General features: G+C 60.7%; 18 protein-coding genes. 10 read left to right on the top strand and 8 right to left on the bottom strand.

The window, feature by feature from the left end; translation table 11 throughout:
• Positions 1-47 precede the first annotated feature (47 nt).
• The 3 genes from PH558_RS10500 (at position 48) to trmB (ending at position 2,606) form a co-directional block, all read left to right on the top strand.
• Entirely contained in the window at positions 48-467 is a 420-nt protein-coding gene (locus PH558_RS10500) for a helix-turn-helix domain-containing protein (RefSeq protein WP_041677790.1), read from the top strand.
• 187 nt (positions 468-654) lie between these two features.
• Complete coding sequence (gene metK / locus PH558_RS10495) at positions 655-1,908, top strand: methionine adenosyltransferase (protein ID WP_095433815.1); 1,254 nt, start codon at positions 655-657, stop codon at positions 1,906-1,908.
• Positions 1,905-2,606, top strand: coding sequence for a tRNA (guanine(46)-N(7))-methyltransferase TrmB (gene trmB / locus PH558_RS10490; protein ID WP_285204060.1), 702 nt, complete (start codon positions 1,905-1,907; stop codon positions 2,604-2,606). Before metK ends, trmB begins: the two co-directional genes overlap by 4 nt.
• 159 nt (positions 2,607-2,765) lie before the next feature.
• Here the strand turns inward: trmB and PH558_RS10485 are convergent, their stop codons facing one another.
• Entirely contained in the window at positions 2,766-3,023 is a 258-nt protein-coding gene (locus PH558_RS10485) for a BQ00720 family protein (RefSeq protein WP_069611167.1), read from the bottom strand.
• 158 nt (positions 3,024-3,181) lie between these two features.
• Positions 3,182-3,613: an Hsp20 family protein gene (locus tag PH558_RS10480; RefSeq protein ID WP_095433817.1), complete on the bottom strand. Its 432-nt coding sequence runs from the start codon at positions 3,611-3,613 to the stop codon at positions 3,182-3,184.
• Positions 3,614-3,844: 231 nt separating this feature from the next.
• On the opposite strand from PH558_RS10480, the gene PH558_RS10475 reads away from it, so the two are divergent.
• Positions 3,845-4,789: a nucleoside hydrolase gene (locus PH558_RS10475; RefSeq protein WP_285204058.1), complete on the top strand. Its 945-nt coding sequence runs from the start codon at positions 3,845-3,847 to the stop codon at positions 4,787-4,789.
• Positions 4,790-4,857: 68 nt separating this feature from the next.
• Here the strand turns inward: PH558_RS10475 and PH558_RS10470 are convergent, their stop codons facing one another.
• The 3 genes from PH558_RS10470 to PH558_RS10460 all read right to left on the bottom strand — a co-directional run bounded on the left by PH558_RS10470 (position 4,858) and on the right by PH558_RS10460 (position 9,576).
• Positions 4,858-7,203, bottom strand: a complete 2,346-nt coding sequence (locus tag PH558_RS10470; RefSeq protein WP_285204057.1) for a methyl-accepting chemotaxis protein — start codon at positions 7,201-7,203, stop codon at positions 4,858-4,860.
• A gap of 193 nt (positions 7,204-7,396) precedes the next feature.
• Positions 7,397-8,296 (bottom strand): ribokinase, encoded by a 900-nt coding sequence (locus PH558_RS10465; protein ID WP_285204055.1) that lies wholly within the window; start codon positions 8,294-8,296, stop codon positions 7,397-7,399.
• Between the two features lie 101 nt (positions 8,297-8,397).
• On the bottom strand, positions 8,398-9,576 hold the full coding sequence (locus PH558_RS10460; protein ID WP_285204054.1) for a DNA recombination protein RmuC: 1,179 nt from the start codon (positions 9,574-9,576) through the stop codon (positions 8,398-8,400).
• Positions 9,577-9,762: 186 nt separating this feature from the next.
• Here PH558_RS10460 and def point away from each other — a divergent pair, with 186 nt between their 5' ends.
• From def to arsC, 6 genes are all read left to right on the top strand, one after another.
• Complete coding sequence (def, locus tag PH558_RS10455; protein WP_095433821.1) at positions 9,763-10,278, top strand: peptide deformylase; 516 nt, start codon at positions 9,763-9,765, stop codon at positions 10,276-10,278.
• Between the two features lie 65 nt (positions 10,279-10,343).
• Positions 10,344-10,604 (top strand): FitA-like ribbon-helix-helix domain-containing protein, encoded by a 261-nt coding sequence (locus PH558_RS10450; RefSeq protein WP_113406757.1) that lies wholly within the window; start codon positions 10,344-10,346, stop codon positions 10,602-10,604.
• A gap of 15 nt (positions 10,605-10,619) precedes the next feature.
• Positions 10,620-11,039 carry a type II toxin-antitoxin system VapC family toxin gene (locus tag PH558_RS10445; RefSeq protein ID WP_113406756.1) on the top strand — a complete coding sequence of 140 codons (420 nt, stop codon included), beginning with the start codon at positions 10,620-10,622 and terminating at the stop codon, positions 11,037-11,039.
• Positions 11,040-11,111: 72 nt separating this feature from the next.
• Positions 11,112-12,059, top strand: coding sequence for a methionyl-tRNA formyltransferase (gene fmt / locus PH558_RS10440; RefSeq protein WP_285204053.1), 948 nt, complete (start codon positions 11,112-11,114; stop codon positions 12,057-12,059).
• Entirely contained in the window at positions 12,059-12,865 is an 807-nt protein-coding gene (gene truA, locus PH558_RS10435) for a tRNA pseudouridine(38-40) synthase TruA (protein ID WP_285204052.1), read from the top strand. The genes fmt and truA overlap by 1 nt, the downstream gene beginning before the upstream one ends.
• Positions 12,843-13,244 (top strand): arsenate reductase (glutaredoxin), encoded by a 402-nt coding sequence (arsC, locus tag PH558_RS10430; RefSeq protein WP_095433824.1) that lies wholly within the window; start codon positions 12,843-12,845, stop codon positions 13,242-13,244. The genes truA and arsC overlap by 23 nt, the downstream gene beginning before the upstream one ends.
• A gap of 12 nt (positions 13,245-13,256) precedes the next feature.
• On the opposite strand, the gene PH558_RS10425 is transcribed toward arsC, so the two are convergent.
• From PH558_RS10425 to dapD, 3 genes are all read right to left on the bottom strand, one after another.
• Positions 13,257-13,856 (bottom strand): hypothetical protein, encoded by a 600-nt coding sequence (locus PH558_RS10425; RefSeq protein ID WP_069611175.1) that lies wholly within the window; start codon positions 13,854-13,856, stop codon positions 13,257-13,259.
• Complete coding sequence (gene dapE / locus PH558_RS10420) at positions 13,843-15,036, bottom strand: succinyl-diaminopimelate desuccinylase (RefSeq protein ID WP_095433825.1); 1,194 nt, start codon at positions 15,034-15,036, stop codon at positions 13,843-13,845. Before dapE ends, PH558_RS10425 begins: the two co-directional genes overlap by 14 nt.
• A 159-nt stretch (positions 15,037-15,195) precedes the next feature.
• Positions 15,196-16,053: a 2,3,4,5-tetrahydropyridine-2,6-dicarboxylate N-succinyltransferase gene (gene dapD / locus PH558_RS10415; protein WP_285204050.1), complete on the bottom strand. Its 858-nt coding sequence runs from the start codon at positions 16,051-16,053 to the stop codon at positions 15,196-15,198.
• Between the last annotated feature and the right edge of the window lie 192 nt (positions 16,054-16,245).

Genomic DNA, 16,245 nt, shown 5'->3' with positions numbered 1-16,245 from the left:
GGTACCGGGTGGCAGGTCCTGAATTCAACCTATGTTAGGGTAAAATGATGATTGAGAATAAAAAGAAGCCGAACCCCATCGACATTCATGTCGGTAGCCGCATACGCCTCCGCCGCACGATGCTTGGCATGAGCCAGGAGAAGCTCGGCGAAAGCCTCGGAATCACGTTTCAGCAAATCCAGAAATACGAAAAAGGCACCAACCGCGTTGGCGCCAGCCGCCTCCAGAATATCTCCAGCATCCTCAATGTCCCGGTTTCCTTCTTTTTCGAGGATGCACCGGGCGAACACGCGGCCGGCGCGGGCGGCATGGCCGAGGCATCCAGCTCCAACTACGTCGTCGACTTTCTGTCGTCTTCCGAAGGATTGCAGCTCAACCGCGCCTTCGTGAAAATTTCCGATGGCAAGGTCCGACGCAAGGTTGTCGAGCTGGTGAAGGCGCTCGCGGCCGAGGCGGATGCCGAATAACCCTTCGAAGCGGGGTTAAACTGGCAAAGTCGAGAGGCGGTCATTTTGGCCGCCTTTTCGCTATTTACGGCAAAATTTTATCACTTGAGCAGGGATATAAAGATATATTTATGTCCTTGTGCGGCTTGTTTTTCGAGGCGGAGACGAATATCAAAAGCAGAGATTTGTTCTTTGAGGGGAATCCCGCATGCGCGCGAATTATCTGTTTACGAGTGAGTCTGTTGCCGAAGGTCACCCGGATAAAGTTTGTGACCGCATTTCCGATGAAATCGTCGATCTGGTTTACCGCGAGGCTGCAAAGACCGGCGTAAACCCATGGACCGTGCGCATTGCATGTGAGACCCTTGCCACCACCAATCGCGTCGTCATCGCCGGTGAAGTGCGTTTGCCGCCGAGCCTGATGAAGAAGGACAAGGATGGCAACGACGTCATCAATCCTTCGAAGTTCAAGGCTGCCGCACGCCGCGCCATCAAGGACATCGGCTACGAGCAGGACGGCTTCCATTGGAAGAAGGCACGCATCGACGTGCTCCTGCATTCGCAGTCTGCCGATATCGCCCAGGGCGTCGACAATGCCGCCGACCAGCAGGGTGACGAAGGTGCCGGCGACCAGGGCATCATGTTCGGCTACGCCTGCAAGGAAACGCCTGATCTCATGCCGGCGCCGATCTACTATTCGCACAAGATCCTGCAGCTGCTCGCTACCGCCCGCAAGAAGGGCGATGGTGAAGTCGCCAAGCTCGGCCCCGACGCCAAGAGCCAGGTGACGGTCCGTTACGTCGACGGCAAGCCGTCCGAAGTGACCTCGATCGTGCTTTCCACCCAGCATCTCGACGAGAGCTGGGATTCGAAGAAGGTTCGTGCCGTTGTCGAGCCCTATATCGTCGAAGCGCTCGGCGACCTGAAGATCGCTTCCGATTGCAAGTGGTACATCAATCCCACGGGCAAGTTCGTCATCGGCGGTCCAGACGGCGACGCCGGCCTCACCGGCCGCAAGATCATCGTCGATACCTATGGCGGCGCAGCCCCGCATGGCGGCGGTGCATTCTCCGGCAAGGACACGACCAAGGTCGACCGTTCCGCAGCCTATGCCGCCCGCTATCTGGCGAAGAACGTCGTTGCCGCCGGCCTTTCCGATCGCTGCACGATTCAGCTTTCCTACGCCATCGGCGTTGCTCAGCCGCTGTCGATCTATGTCGACCTGCACGGCACGGGCAAGGGCGTCACCGAGGATCAGGTCGAAGCGGCCATCCGCAAGAACATGGACCTCTCGCCGACCGGCATCCGCCGCCACCTCGACCTCAACAAGCCGATCTACGCCAAGACCTCGGCTTACGGTCACTTCGGCCGCAAGGCCGGCCGTGACGGCTCCTTCTCCTGGGAGCGTACGGACCTGGTGAAGGCCCTCAAGGAAGCCGTGAAGCTCCGGGAAGCCGCATGATAGATACCGAGCGCCGGTCGCGGGCGACGGAAGCATTCTTCGGCCGGCGCAAGGGTAAAGCCTTGCGCGGCCAACAGGCTGAAAAGCTGGAAGCATTGCTGCCGCAGTTCATCATCGACCTTTCCGCCCCGGCGCCACAGCCGCTGAACGACCTTTTCCCGGTGCCGACCGAGCGTCTGCGCCTGGAGATCGGTTTCGGCGGCGGAGAGCATCTGATTCACCGGGCGCTGGAGCAGCCAAAGACCGGCTTCATCGGCGTGGAACCTTTCGTCAATTCGATGCAGAAGCTGCTTGCTAGCGTCGACGACGCGGGCGCGCGCAATATCCGTGTCTACAATGACGACGCGACGCAGGTGCTGGATTGGCTGCCCGACGGCTGCTTGGACCAGATCGACCTGCTCTATCCCGATCCCTGGCCGAAGAAGAAGCACTGGAAGCGCCGTTTCGTTTCGCAGGTGAACCTTGCCCGCTTCCATCGCGTTCTGAAGCCTGGCGCGCTCTTCTGCTTCGCTTCCGACATCGACACCTACGTCAATTGGACGCTGCAGCATTGCCAGGCGCATGGTGGCTTCGAGTGGACCGCGCAGAATGCCGCCGACTGGTTGACGCCCTATGAGGGCTGGCCGAGCACGCGTTACGAGGCCAAGGCCAGGCGCGAAGGGCGCTCGTCGGCCTATCTGACCTTCAAAAGAGCCTGATCGCTCGTTATCACGGTGAAATTGAGATATATGTGATCGCGCCCTCCCGCGAAGACCGCCGCTTTGGGCGGTCTGGATCATGCGCATGCATCGCAAGAGGGGGCCGGTTCGATGCGGTCCTTGCAGACGGTGACTTTCACCGTCGGGCGACGCTCGTGGTCAGTGCAGGCTGACCGTCTTCAATTCGTCTTCGGCAGCACGATAGAAGGTGCTGGAGCGATTGTCCGTCAAGAGGATCGGGGTGCCGTCGGCGCCAAAAAGCGCCCAAAGATCGACATCCGGATCGATATCGGGCGCTTCCGGGAAGCAGCGGGATACTTCGGACCAATCCATTTTTCTGATATAGGCGACCTCACCGGTTCCGATATTGGCAAGTTCGGATTGGGTCAGGCGGGCGGTGGCTTCTTTCAACAACATGCTCGTACCTCCAGTATGAGGGACCAACGGCTCCAGAGCATGATGACCAAAAGTGTGAGCGGCTTTCAGGTGACGTCGTGCTCTAGTTCTTTGATTCTAGAGCCGATTCAGACTTCAGGTTGATTCGGCCTGAAATCATCCGGCTCTAGGCCGTTGTTCTACTGTGAGACCGAAATGTTAATTTTCTTTACCACGCGGTCCGGTTCCGGCCGAATGAGATCGACGGAGAGCAGACCGTTCTTCAGCGTGGCGCCGAGCACCTGCATGCCGTCGGCAAGAACGAAAACGCGCTGGAATTGCCGGGCGGCAATGCCCCGGTAGAGATAGTCGCGCTCGCCTTGTTCCATCTGGCGTCCGCGGATCAGCAGCTGGTTTTCTTCCGTCGTGACGTCAAGCTCGTCTTCGGAAAAGCCGGCGACCGCCAGCGTGATGCGCAAACGCTCCGGCTCGCCCGACAGGCGGTCCGCACGCATTCGTTCGATATTATAGGGAGGGTAACCGTCGCTGACCTTGGAAATCCGCTCAAGCGTCTTTTCCATAGTATCAAAGCCCAGAAGCAGCGGGCTGGCAAAGGGAGTCGTCCGGCTCATCGTCTCAAAGTCCTTGGGTGTCAAGCGACCGTTCCGGACCTGATCTTCAGCACCCGGTTGTCCCTAATATGGGAGTACGCGCCTGCGAGTGCAAGCCATGAGGTCTTCGCATGTGCGAGATCAAAATCCATCGTGAAAAATGGTTTTGTGGCATGGCGAGCGAGCGCTTGACAAAGCCGGACCGGACCCGCGACAAAGCCTGTCGATCTGCACCGGAGGAAAGTTGAAGACATGACCGAACCTAGAAAAATCATCATCGATACCGACCCCGGCCAGGATGACGCCGCGGCGATCTTTCTCGCCTTCGGCAGCCGCGAGGAGATCGAGGTGCTCGGCGTCACGACCGTCGCTGGCAACGTGCCGCTGCGGCTGACCAGCCGCAATGCCCGCATCGTCTGCGAGCTCTGCAATCGCCGCGACGTCAAGGTGTTTGCCGGTGCCGACGCGCCGCTCAAGCGCAAGCTGGTCACTGCCGAACATGTGCATGGCAAGACCGGCCTCGACGGTCCGGAACTCTCCGAGCCGACAATGGAACTGCAGCCAGGCCACGCCGTCGATTTCATCATCGATACGCTGCGCAAGGAGCCTGAGGACGCCGTGACCCTCTGCACGCTTGGCCCGCTGACCAATATCGCAATGGCGTTTCAGAAGGCCCCTGACATCGTCGGCCGCGTGCGCGAGCTCGTGATGATGGGCGGCGGCTTCTTCGAGGGCGGCAACATCACGCCGGCCGCCGAGTTCAACATCTATGTCGATCCGGAAGCGGCAGACGTCGTGTTCCGTTCGGGCGTTCCCATCATCATGATGCCGCTCGACGTCACTCACAAGCTGCTGACGCGCAAGGATCGCGTCGAGCGCATCGCCGCGGTCGGGACCCCCCCGGCCAAGGCCATGGTCGAAATGCTGCAGTTCTTCGAGCGTTTCGATATGGAGAAATACGGTTCGGACGGCGGTCCGCTGCACGACCCGACTGTTATCGCCTACCTTCTGAAGCCCGAGCTCTTCAAGGGCCGCGAATGCAATGTCGAGATCGAAGTGACCTCGGAACTGACCGTCGGTATGACTGTCGTCGACTGGTGGCACGTCACCGACCGCAAGCGCAATGCCAAGGTCATGCGCGACGTCGATGCCGATGGCTTCTTCGCGCTGCTGACGGAACGGTTCGCCCGCATCTGATCAGATCCATGCAAAAGGCCGCCGGATCGCTCCGGCGGCCTTTTTGATTATATCCCAAGCGATTTGGCTCAGAATTCTTCCCAATCGTCCTGGGCAAGCGCCGTGGCACCCTGTGTCTGCGGAATGGCTTTGCGTGCCGGTGCTGCCGCGGGCGCAGGCGCGCGACGCGGCGCCGCCGGAGCCCGCATCTGCTGGGCGGTCGCCCGCAATGCGCTGGCATTGTCCGGAACGGCGCGGGCGGTGCGGAAGCGTGCAACGAGCGCCCTGAGCGACTGGGCTTCCTCGGCGAGCGCGACGCTCGAGGCTGTGGTTTCCTCGACCATCGCGGCATTCTGCTGGGTTACCTGGTCCATTTGGTTCATGGCCGAGTTGATTTCTTTCAGGCCGATAGCTTGCTCGCTTGCGGAAGCGGAGATCTGGCGAATCAAGCCGTTGATCTCCATGACCTGCTGGGCGATCTTGTGCAGGGCATCACCCGTGCGGCCGACCAGATCGACGCCTTCCTTGACCTGTCCGGCCGAAGCGTTGATCAGGGTCTTGATCTCCTTGGCGGCATTGGCCGAGCGCTGGGCCAGCTCGCGCACTTCCTGCGCGACCACGGCAAAGCCCTTACCTGCTTCGCCCGCACGCGCTGCTTCGACACCGGCGTTGAGCGCCAGGAGATTGGTCTGGAACGCGATTTCGTCGATGACGCCGATGATGCGCGACACCTCCTGCGACGATTGCTCGATGCCGTGCATGGAGGAAATGGCCTTCTGCACGATTTCGCCGGAATGCTCTGCATCCTCTGATGCGGCATTGACGCTGGTTGCCGCCGTACGAGCGTTTTCAGCGCTGGAATTGACCTGCGCGGTCAGCTCGTTGAGGGCCGCTGCCGTCTCTTCAAGGCTCGCCGCCTGCTGTTCGGTGCGGCGGGCGAGGTCCGAGGCGCTATTGCTGATTTCGCCGGTGCCGCTGCCGATATTGCCGACGCTGACATTGACGGTATGAACCGTCTCCTCGAGGCTCGCCAGCGCGGCATTGAAGTCCTGCTTGAGCTGGGCATATTCGCCGGGGAAGTCGTCGGTGATCCGCTGAGTGAGATTGCCCTTGGAGAGCTCAGCGAGGCTTTGGCCGAGAATGCCGACGATATGGCGCTGAAGGGTAACGCTCTCGTTGCGTTCGCTCTCCGAGCGGCGGCGTTCGCCTTCGGCAGCCAGGCGCTGGTCGTTCGCTTCACCTTCCAGGCGCTTGGTGTCGGCTAGCGCAAAGCGGAACCCTTCCAATGCCTTGGCGACTGACCCCACTTCGTCCGCACGAGCCTGACCGGCGACCGGCTCGGCATAATTGCCGGCGCTGAGGCGATTGACGCTGGCGACGAGGCCGGCAAGCGGCGTCTGCACGAAACTGCGCACAGCGGCGTAAAGAGCGAGCATCACGGCAGCAAGCACCAGGATGCCAGCGACGATCATCATGTAGGTCTGATCGCGTACGGGTGCTGCGATTGCGCTGTGCGGTACGTCGATGAGAACGACCCAGGTGGCATTGAGACCCGGAACGGCGAAAGGATAGACGACGCGGTCGAATTCTTCGCTGCCTGCATCGGAAAGATTCTTGAGGATGCTTGCGGAAGAGGAGGTCAAAGCTGCCTTGATGACGTCAGCGCCGGAACCATTATAGTCCTTCATCAGCAGGTCGGCGGTCGGTGCCACCAGCCATTTGTTGTCCTGGGAAACCAGCAGTACGCGGCCGGTGCCGAAAGGCTGCATCTTCTGCAGCTTCGTCGAAAGCGAATTGAGGGAGATATCGACGCCTGCAACGCCGATCAGCTTTCCGCCCGACATGACCGGATAAGCAATCGAGCTCATGGTCGTCGGAACATCGGTGCCCTGCGCGAGGTAGGGTGGCGTGATCGCGCCTTTGCCGCTGTCGGCAGCAAGCTTCCACCATGCGGCGCTGTAATCATTGTCGAAGGTCGAGAACTGGATGCCGCCATCCTTGGTCTTCGACCAATAGGGCGTGAAGGCGCCCTTGTCGTTTACGGCCTGATCCTTGTTGTTGGCAAGCTCGGTCGTCTTGCCATCCAGCGCGCCGAGCTGCTCACAGAACCAGCTGCCGAAGGCAAAGGCATTCTGCTCGACATTCGCCTTGAGGATATTGACCATGCCCTTGCGGTCGAAGGTATGGCCCTCGTGGGCGCGGCCGATGATGGCGGCCATGGAGCGGGCGGCACTCGCCATTTCGCCGACATTGGCGGCGATCTCGTTGGAAATGGATTTGGCCTCGGTATTCGCCTGATCCATCGTCAGCGTCTCGACGCGATCGCGGGTCTGGGAAATCAGCAGAAAATTGGAAACCAGCAGAACGAGTGCGATCGCCAGCCCGGTGACCAAGATGAGCTTGGCCGCAAGCGACTTCATGCGAAAGATGAACATCATTTCCTCGAAAAAGCGATGCGTCGGATACACATTATCCGAATGCAAGGTCGGCGCAGGATGGCCCTGTCATGGAGCCGCCGTTAAGATTCCTGCCGCGGCTCAAAGGCTATGCGCGCCAGGCCAGAGGAGAATGATATGGAAGCGCAAAAATTTAATTAATTGCGCTTCGCAAGGGTTGTGAAATTTAACCCTAAAGCTTTTCGGCGACTTCGCTGGCAACCGGGATGGACGGCTGCGCGCCCGGCTTCAGGCAAGCCAGCGAACCGGCGACGGCGGCGCGGCGCAGGCTGGCATGGAAATCCAGACCCTGATCGAGGCTCGCGGCAAAATAGCCGCAGAAGGTATCGCCGGCGCCGACGGTATCCACCGGCTCGATGACGAGGCCCTTGGCGCGCGCGAGCTCGCCGTCGCGAATGGCGATTACGCCGTCGCCGCCAAGCGTGACGATCAGCGTCTGGCCGGTTTCACCATGCAGGCGGACGAGGGCAGCCTCACGCTCGGATTCCGACATGTTGTCCTGGCCGGCCAGCCTCTCGAATTCCGTCTCGTTGGCGATGACGATATCGGCAAGCCGGCCGAGGCGGGCAGCCTCAGGGATCAGAGGGGCCAGATTGAGCACGGTGCGCACGCCCTTTGCTTTCGCCGTATTCAGCGCCATCTCAACGGCGGCAACCGGAATTTCGAGCTGAAGCATCAGCGTATCGCCGGCGTTCAGAGCGGCGACGGCGGCGGCAACGTGTTCGGCCGCATTGGTGCCATTGGCGCCCGGAACGACAGCGATCATATTCTCGCCGTCACCGCCCACCAGGATGAGAGCAGTACCGGTCGGTTCTGACACGCGCCGGACGGTAGAAAGATCGGTCCCTGCCGCGTCGAGCAAGGCAAGTGCGGGTTCTGCGAAGGCGTCATCGCCGACCGCCCCGCTGAGGCGCACCGTCGCACCGGCGCGGCGTGCGGCGAGCGCCTGATTGGCGCCCTTGCCCCCGGCCGCGGTGGAAAAGCCGTTACCGGCGACGGTTTCGCCCGGCTTCGGCAAACGATCCGTGGTGGCGATGAGGTCCATGTTGATGGAGCCGAAAATAGTGATCATGCGATGTCCTGCCCTGGGTGTTGATCTCGCATGATCCTGCCCGAAGGCTGCCTTTGTCTTTTCGGATCATGCATCGATTGGGCGCGACACTGCCGAAGCGATCAGTCTTCGTCAACTACCCTGAGCTTGAGTTGGCTCGTGCGGTTGTCGACAGGCTTGGACCGTTCTTCCGTGCGCGCCTTTGCAGGCTCTTTCGCCGCCTCGAATTCCAGCGCCTCTATCCGCTCGCCACGCCTCGCCAGCTTGTCGGCAGAGGTGACGATCATGTCGACATCCTTCTGCGCCATGGCGAAATGCCCCTGCAGCTTGCGCACGCGTTCATCGAGGCGCGAGAGGTCGTCCATCAGATGCGCCACCTCGCTCTGGATGACATGAGCCTGCTCGCGCATGCGCTGGTCTTTCAGGACAGCTTGGATGACCTGGATCGACAGCATCAGCAGCGAGGGCGAGACGATGACGATGCGCGCGCGCTGGGCCTTCTGGACGATCGCCTCGAAATTCTCGTGGATCTCCGCGAAGATCGACTCGGACGGCACGAAGAGAAAGGCCGTATCCTGCGTCTCACCGGGGATCAGATATTTCTCTGAAATGTCGCGAATATGCAGCTCCAGATCCCGACGGAACTGCTGTGCGGCGATCTTGCCATGTTCGGGGCTGGCGGCGTTGCGAATGGCATTCCAGGCCTCCAGCGGAAATTTCGCGTCGATCACAAGCGGTGGCGAACCGTTCGGCATGCGAACGGTACAGTCAGGCCGGGAGCCGTTCGATAGCGTCGCCTGGAATGCATAGGCGCCCATCGGCAGCCCATCGGCGATGATGGTTTCCATGCGTGCCTGGCCGAAGGCGCCACGCGTCTGCTTGTTCGAGAGAATGGCTTGCAGCCCAACGACATCCTTCGCCAGCGTCTGGATATTGGTCTGCGCGGCATCGATGACGGCAAGCCTTTCCTGCAGGCGGCGCAGATTCTCATGCGTCGAGCGCGTTTGCTCGCCGATCGTTGCCGTCACCCGCTGCGACATGCCGTCGAGACGCTGGCCGATGGCCTGATTGAGCTCGGCCTGCCTGGAGCCGAAGACCTCAGCCATGGTGGCAAGCCGCCCCTGCATCTCCGCCTGCGACCGCAGCAGCGCCGCCATCGTATGCTCGGCATCGAGCTCATCGTCTTCCGCCCGCGCCCTGCCGCGGACGAAAAGGACGATGACTGCGATCGCAAGCAGGAAAACGAGGCTGGTCAGAACCTGGACCGTGGAAATGGCTTGGCCGAAGATGATGAAAGACATGAAACCTGGCGCGCTGATGAAGTTCTTCGTGCGAGCATAGCAAAATTGTTGTGAATATCCAGATCAAACCGTGAACAAAATTTCGAGGCCATCCGCTGCCATTCGGATAGCTGCCGTTGAAAAAACACCGCCTCACCGCCATCTTGGCGATTCCATCGCACAGCAAGATGCGTTATGGGAAACGTCATGACGATCAAGCCACTCATCATTTTGCCCGACCCGCTGCTCCGCCAGGCTTCCAAGCCCATCGAGCAGATCGATACCGAAATTCAGCGCCTTGCCGACGACATGCTGGAAACCATGTATGACGCGCCGGGCATCGGCCTTGCGGCGATCCAGATCGGCGTTCCCCGCCGCATGCTGGTCATCGACGTTGCGCGCGAAGGCGAAGAGAAGAAGCCGCTGGTCTTCATCAATCCAGAGATCGTCGCGTCTTCGGACGAGCGTTCGGTCTATGAGGAAGGCTGCCTCTCCATTCCTGATTACTACGCCGAGGTGGAGCGCCCCGCGCGCGTCACCGTCAAGCATCTGGACCGCGACGGCAAGGAACAGCTCACCGAGGCCGACGGCCTACTGGCGACCTGCGTACAGCACGAGATCGACCATCTGAACGGTGTGCTCTTCATCGACTATATCTCGCGCCTGAAGCGCGACATGGTCATCAAGAAGTTTACCAAGGCCGCCAAGTCGAAGGCTCTGTGATCCCCCGCCATTGAAAGATCGGCCTGAGACGCCTATGATATCATTGATATCAAATGGAGGCGCGAATGAGTGATCTGTTGTTGCGCGGCATCGACGACAGCTTGAAGAAGCAGTTGCAGGCCAATGCCAGCAGGCATGGCCGCAGCCTCTCGGATGAGGCAATCTCCCTGTTACGTCAGTCGCTCGGGCGTGAGCGGGATGAAAGCAAGTCGGCGGGGCAGCGATTGAGAGCCGTTCTCGGCGTAGAAAAACTTAGCGAAGAAGAAATCGAGGCGATCAACGCGTTTCGAAATGCGCCGGATCGCGAACCGCCCCATTTCGAATAGCCTTGTGGCCTGCGCATGATCGTTCTGGACACGAATGTCGTATCGGAGCTGCAAGGGCGGCTGCATAGCGAACGCATATTGTCCTGGCTTGATAGCGTCGCCATCGAGGCCGTTTTTCTGACAACCATCACCATCGGCGAGATCCGGTTCGGACTGGAGCTTTTGGCTGACGGGAAGCGCAAGGCGGCATTGATTGCGGAGCTGGACGCGATAGAGGCAGAGTTTTCGGGCCGCGTTCTGGGATTTTCGAGCAATGCTGCCCATCAATACGGAATAATCTCCGCTCAGCGCCACAAGATTGGGCGAAGGATGGAAACGAAGGACGCCATGATCGCCGCCATCTGCCTTGCGAACGGCGCGACATTGGCGACGCGCAACACAAAAGACTTCGAGGGGCTTGATCTCAAGCTCATAAACCCGTTTGAAGGCGGCTAGCGTCTGACCCCGATGGCGCGTGCCGTCACCGCAGGGTCGTTCGAAACCTCAAATCTTAGCCGGATGGATCGCATGTCGCTCAACATCATCTTTATGGGAACGCCCGAATTCTCCGTGCCGACATTGCGGTCCCTGATCGATGCCGGTCACAAGATTCGTGCCGTTTATACGCAGCCGCCGCGTCCCGGCGGCCGGCGAGGGCTCGACCTGCAGAAGTCGCCGGTGCATCAGGCGGCCGAATTGCTGGGCCTGCCGGTCTTCACGCCCGTCAACTTCAAGGATCCCGACGAACGCCAGCGCTTCCGCGATCTGAACGCCGATGTCGCTGTCGTCGTCGCCTATGGCCTGCTGCTGCCGGAAGCGATCCTCACCGGGACACGTCTCGGCTGCTATAATGGTCATGCCTCCCTGTTGCCGCGCTGGCGTGGTGCGGCTCCCATCCAGCGGGCGATCATGGCTGGCGACACCAAGACCGGCATGATGGTGATGAAGATGGACAAGGGGCTCGATACCGGGCCGATCGCTTTGGCACGCGAAGTGGAGATCGGCGACACCATGACCGCGGGTGAACTGCATGACAGGCTGATGCTCGTCGGCGCAAAAGCCATGGCCGAGGCCATGAACAAGCTGGAGCACGATGAGCTGCCTCTGACCGCGCAGCCATCCGAAGGCGTTCTCTATGCCGCAAAGATCGACAAGGGCGAAACCCGCATCGATTTCGGCAAGCCGGCGACCGATGTTCACAATCATATTCGCGGCCTGTCGCCTTTTCCCGGTGCATGGTTCGGGGCCGACATCGCCGGTCGTCCCGAGCGCATCAAGGTCTTGGGCTCGGAATTGGCAGAGGGCAACGGAGCCTCCGGTCAGGTCCTGACGGATGATCTTGTCATTGCCTGCGCTTCCGGTGCCGTCAAGCTGACGAAACTGCAGAAAGCCGGCGGCAAGCCCTTGGCCACAGCTGATTTCCTGCGTGGCACACCGATCGCACCAAGCACCATGCTTGCCTCGGAGCAGGGCTGATGCCGCGTTACAAAATGACCGTCGAATATGACGGCATTCCCTATGTCGGATGGCAGCGTCAGGAAAATGGCCCCTCAGTGCAGGGTGCGATCGAAGGGGCCATCCTGTCCTTGACCGGCGAAACCGTTTCGATCCGCGGGGCGGGACGCACCGATTCCGGCGTGCATGCCATGGGGCAGGTCATGCATGCCGATCTTTCCAAGGAATGGAAGGTCTATACGCTGCGCAATGCGCTCAATGCCCATCTGAGGATGGCCGGTGACCGTATCGCCATTCTCGATATCGTCGCGGTCGACCAAAGCTTCGATGCACGCTTCTCGGCCGTCCGCCGCCACTATCTCTATCGCATCATCGCCCGCCGCGCGCCGCTTGCACTGGAAGCCGGTCGTGCATGGTGGGTGCCGAAGGATATGGACCACGAGGTCATGCATGCCGCGGCGCAGGCCCTTGTGGGACGGCATGATTTCACCACCTTCCGTTCGGCGCATTGCCAGGCGAACAGCCCGGTGCGCACGCTCGACCGGCTGGATGTGACGCGCAGCGGCGAGCTGATCGAGATCCGCGCCACCGCGCAAAGCTTCCTGCACAATCAGATCCGCTCCTTCGCCGGCACGCTGAAGCTCGCGGGCGAGGGCAAATGGACGCCTGACGATGTGCGCGCGGCGCTGGAAGCTCGGGACCGCAAGGCCTGCGGTCCTGTCGCTCCGCCGGATGGGCTCTATTTCACGCAGGTGGATTATCGTGACGGTGCCGGTTCGGCCGGCAACGAAGGGGAGACTATCGATGACGGTGACGATCTATCATAATCCAGCCTGCGGCACGTCGCGCAACACGCTGGCGATGATCCGCCAGTCCGGCGAAGAACCCGTCGTTATCGAATATCTGAAGACGCCGCCCAGCCGCGGACAGCTGGCGGAGCTCATTGCCGCGATGGGCCTGACGGTTCGTGATCTTCTCCGCCAAAAGGGAACACCTTATGACGAGCTCGGCCTTGGCAATCCCGATCTCACCGACGATCAGCTGCTGGATCGGATGATCGAGCACCCGATCCTCATCAATCGTCCGATCGTGGTGACCGACAAAGGCGTGCGCCTCTGCCGGCCCTCCGAACTCGTGCTCGGTATCCTGCCGAACCCGGACATCGGCCCTTTTACCAAGGAAGATGGTGAGGTCGTCAACCGCTAGAACGTGACTGCCTCAGCCTGGCGGATAGACGCCGAGGAAGCGCTGCAGGAAGTCCGTCAGCAGCATGGTCGGAATGAGCAGCACCAGCGTCAGCGTGCCGATGAAGAGCGGATGTGTGCCGCAGATCATTCTGAGCATGCGCGCCAGCGAAAAGATGATCGCCATCATCAGCGCCAGCCACAGCAACGCCGCCAACCCGCTGGAGCCGGGAACGAAAGCGATCAAGGCGATGAGCAGCGCATTGAGATAGGATGTCGGCACGCCAAGCCAGTTCACGACGACGACGATCGGCGTGAACTTGTCGCCGAAGCGGAAAATCAGCAGCAACACGCCAGCAAGCACGAGCGGGATCAACCAGTTCGCAAATTCGACCAAGGCCAGGCGCAGAAAGAAAGCAAGACCCGTCGATGTCTCCGGCGGCATGGCGGTCAGATAGGCCTTTTGCCACCACAGCCATGAAATGCCGATCGACGGCAAGCACCAGAGGATTGCCCAGAAGGAGCGCATCATGCCGCGGTCCGATATGTCCAGATACTGGAAGCCGCGTGCATCCATCCGGATCAACAGCCACAGACCGGACAGGTAGTATTGGACTTCCTTAAAGCTCGGCATTCTCGAACCAGCGCTGGATGAAGGTCTGGTAGATCCCGGTCAGCGTTTCGAGATCCGAGAGCGCCACACGCTCGTCGATCATATGCATGGTCTGGCCGACAAGCCCGAATTCCACGACGGGGCAGTAGTCCTTGATGAAGCGTGCGTCGGACGTGCCGCCGGTGGTCGACAGCGCCGGCCTTTGACCGGTGATGTTTTCGATGGCGGAGGAGAGCGAGGCGATCAGCGCATTGTTGCGCGTCAGGAAGACCTGGCTCGGACGCTCGGACCAGACGATGTCGTATTTCGCCGGCGGACGCCCGGGTCGCAGCGTCTGGTCGGCGGCGGCTGCATCCAGGCGTGCCAGGATTTCCGCCTTCAGCGTATCGGCAGTCCAGGTGTCGTTGAATCGGATGTTGAAGGCAGCGGTTGCCTTGGCGGGAATGACGTTGGTGGCGGCATTGCCGACGTCGATCGTCGTCACTTCGAGGTTCGACGGCTGAAAATTGTCCGTACCCGCGTCAAAGGGTGGATCGAGCAGCGCTTCCGTCAGCTTGATGATGCTGCGCACCGGATTGTCGGCAAGGTGCGGATAGGCGGCGTGGCCCTGAACGCCATGGACTGTAATAGTGCCGGAAATCGAGCCGCGGCGGCCGATCTTGATCATGTCGCCGAGCCGGTCGGGGTTGGTCGGTTCGCCGACGAGCGAGGCATCCCATGTCTCGCCACGCTCGGCCGCCCATTGCAGCAGCTTGACCGTGCCGTTGATCGCCGGCCCCTCTTCATCGCCGGTGATCAGGAAGGAGATCGAGCCGGCGGGTTTGCCATGCTTTTCGATATGACGCGCAACCGCTGCCACGAAGCAGGCAATGCCGCCTTTCATGTCGACCGCGCCACGGCCGAAAAGCTCGCCATCGGCGATTTCGGCAGCAAAAGGCGGATGGCTCCAGGAAGCGGCATCGCCGACCGGCACGACATCCGTATGGCCGGCAAACATCAGATGCGGTCCATCCGTGCCGAGCCGCGCATAGAGATTTTCGATATCGGGCGTTCCTGGCTCGCTCGCCGTCATGCGCTCGATCTTGAAGCCGAGTGGCTGCAGCATGCCGGCAAGCACGGTCAGCGCGCCGCCCTCGGCAGGGGTGACGGAGGCGCAGCGGATCAGGGTCTGCAGGTTCGTAATGGGATTGGTAACAGTCATCGGAGGCAATTTATCCGGCGGGAAATGGCAAAGCGATGGCAAAGGATCGGTGACGACTCGAAAATCTTTGCCGCGATTCCAGCAATCGCACAGGCATGCTCCCCCGGCAAGCATAAGGGAAGCGCGATATGGCAACCGCGCTTCCCAAATTTTGCGAGATTAGTCGCGCAGCAGCTCGTTGATGCCGGTCTTCGAGCGGGTCTTTTCATCGACTCGCTTGACGATGACGGCGCAATAGAGGCTGGGCGCCGGCTGGCCATTCGCCATGGTGTTGCCGCTCGGCAGCGCGCCGGCGACAACGACCGAGTATGGCGGAACTTCGCCATAGGTGATCTCGCCGGTGGCGCGATCAACGATCTTGGTCGACTTGCCGATGAACACGCCCATGCCGAGCACGGAACCTTCGCGAATGATGCAGCCTTCGACGACTTCGGAACGGGCGCCGATAAAGCAATTGTCTTCGATGATGGTCGGGCCGGCCTGCATCGGCTCCAGCACGCCGCCGATGCCGACGCCGCCGGAAAGATGCACATGCTTGCCGATCTGAGCGCAGGAGCCGACCGTCGCCCAGGTGTCGACCATCGTGCCTTCTCCGACATAGGCGCCGAGATTGACGAAGGACGGCATCAGGATGGCGTTGGGGGCGATATAGGCGGAATGACGGACGACGGCGTTCGGCACGGCGCGGAAGCCGGCTTCGCGGAAGCGGTTTTCTCCCCAGCCTTCGAACTTCGAGGGAACCTTGTCCCACCAGGTGGCGCCGCCGGAGCCGCCTTCGACGATCTTCATGTCGTTGAGGCGGAAGGAGAGCAGGACCGCTTTCTTGAGCCACTGGTTGACGGTCCAGTTGCCATCCGCGCCACGTTCGGCCACGCGAACCTTGCCGCTATCGAGGAGATCGAGCGCCGTTTCGACGGCATCGCGGACTTCGCCGCGCGTCGACGTGTTCACATTGTCGCGATTGTCGAAGGCAGCCTCGATGGACTTTTCGAGGGAAGCGAGGTCGGTAGCGCTCATGGGAATTCCTTACAACGTCAGGGCCTATCGTGATTTCCGGATAAAGGTCCGGATGCGGTCGATTGGTCCTATAGCATGCATGCCGAAAATGGAATGTCTTTTCCGCGCCGATTGAGCTTGGATTCAAGGCGTTGTAGGGGCATATGCAAGAGCTTGGGCATTCCTGTCCTTCGGCAGGAAAGGCCGTCATGA

The organism is Rhizobium pantanalense (genome assembly GCF_030182525.1).
Taxonomy (GTDB): Bacteria; Pseudomonadota; Alphaproteobacteria; order Rhizobiales; family Rhizobiaceae; genus Rhizobium.
Note: the sequence above shows the minus strand (reverse complement) of the source record. Positions and strands in the feature narration are given on the sequence as shown.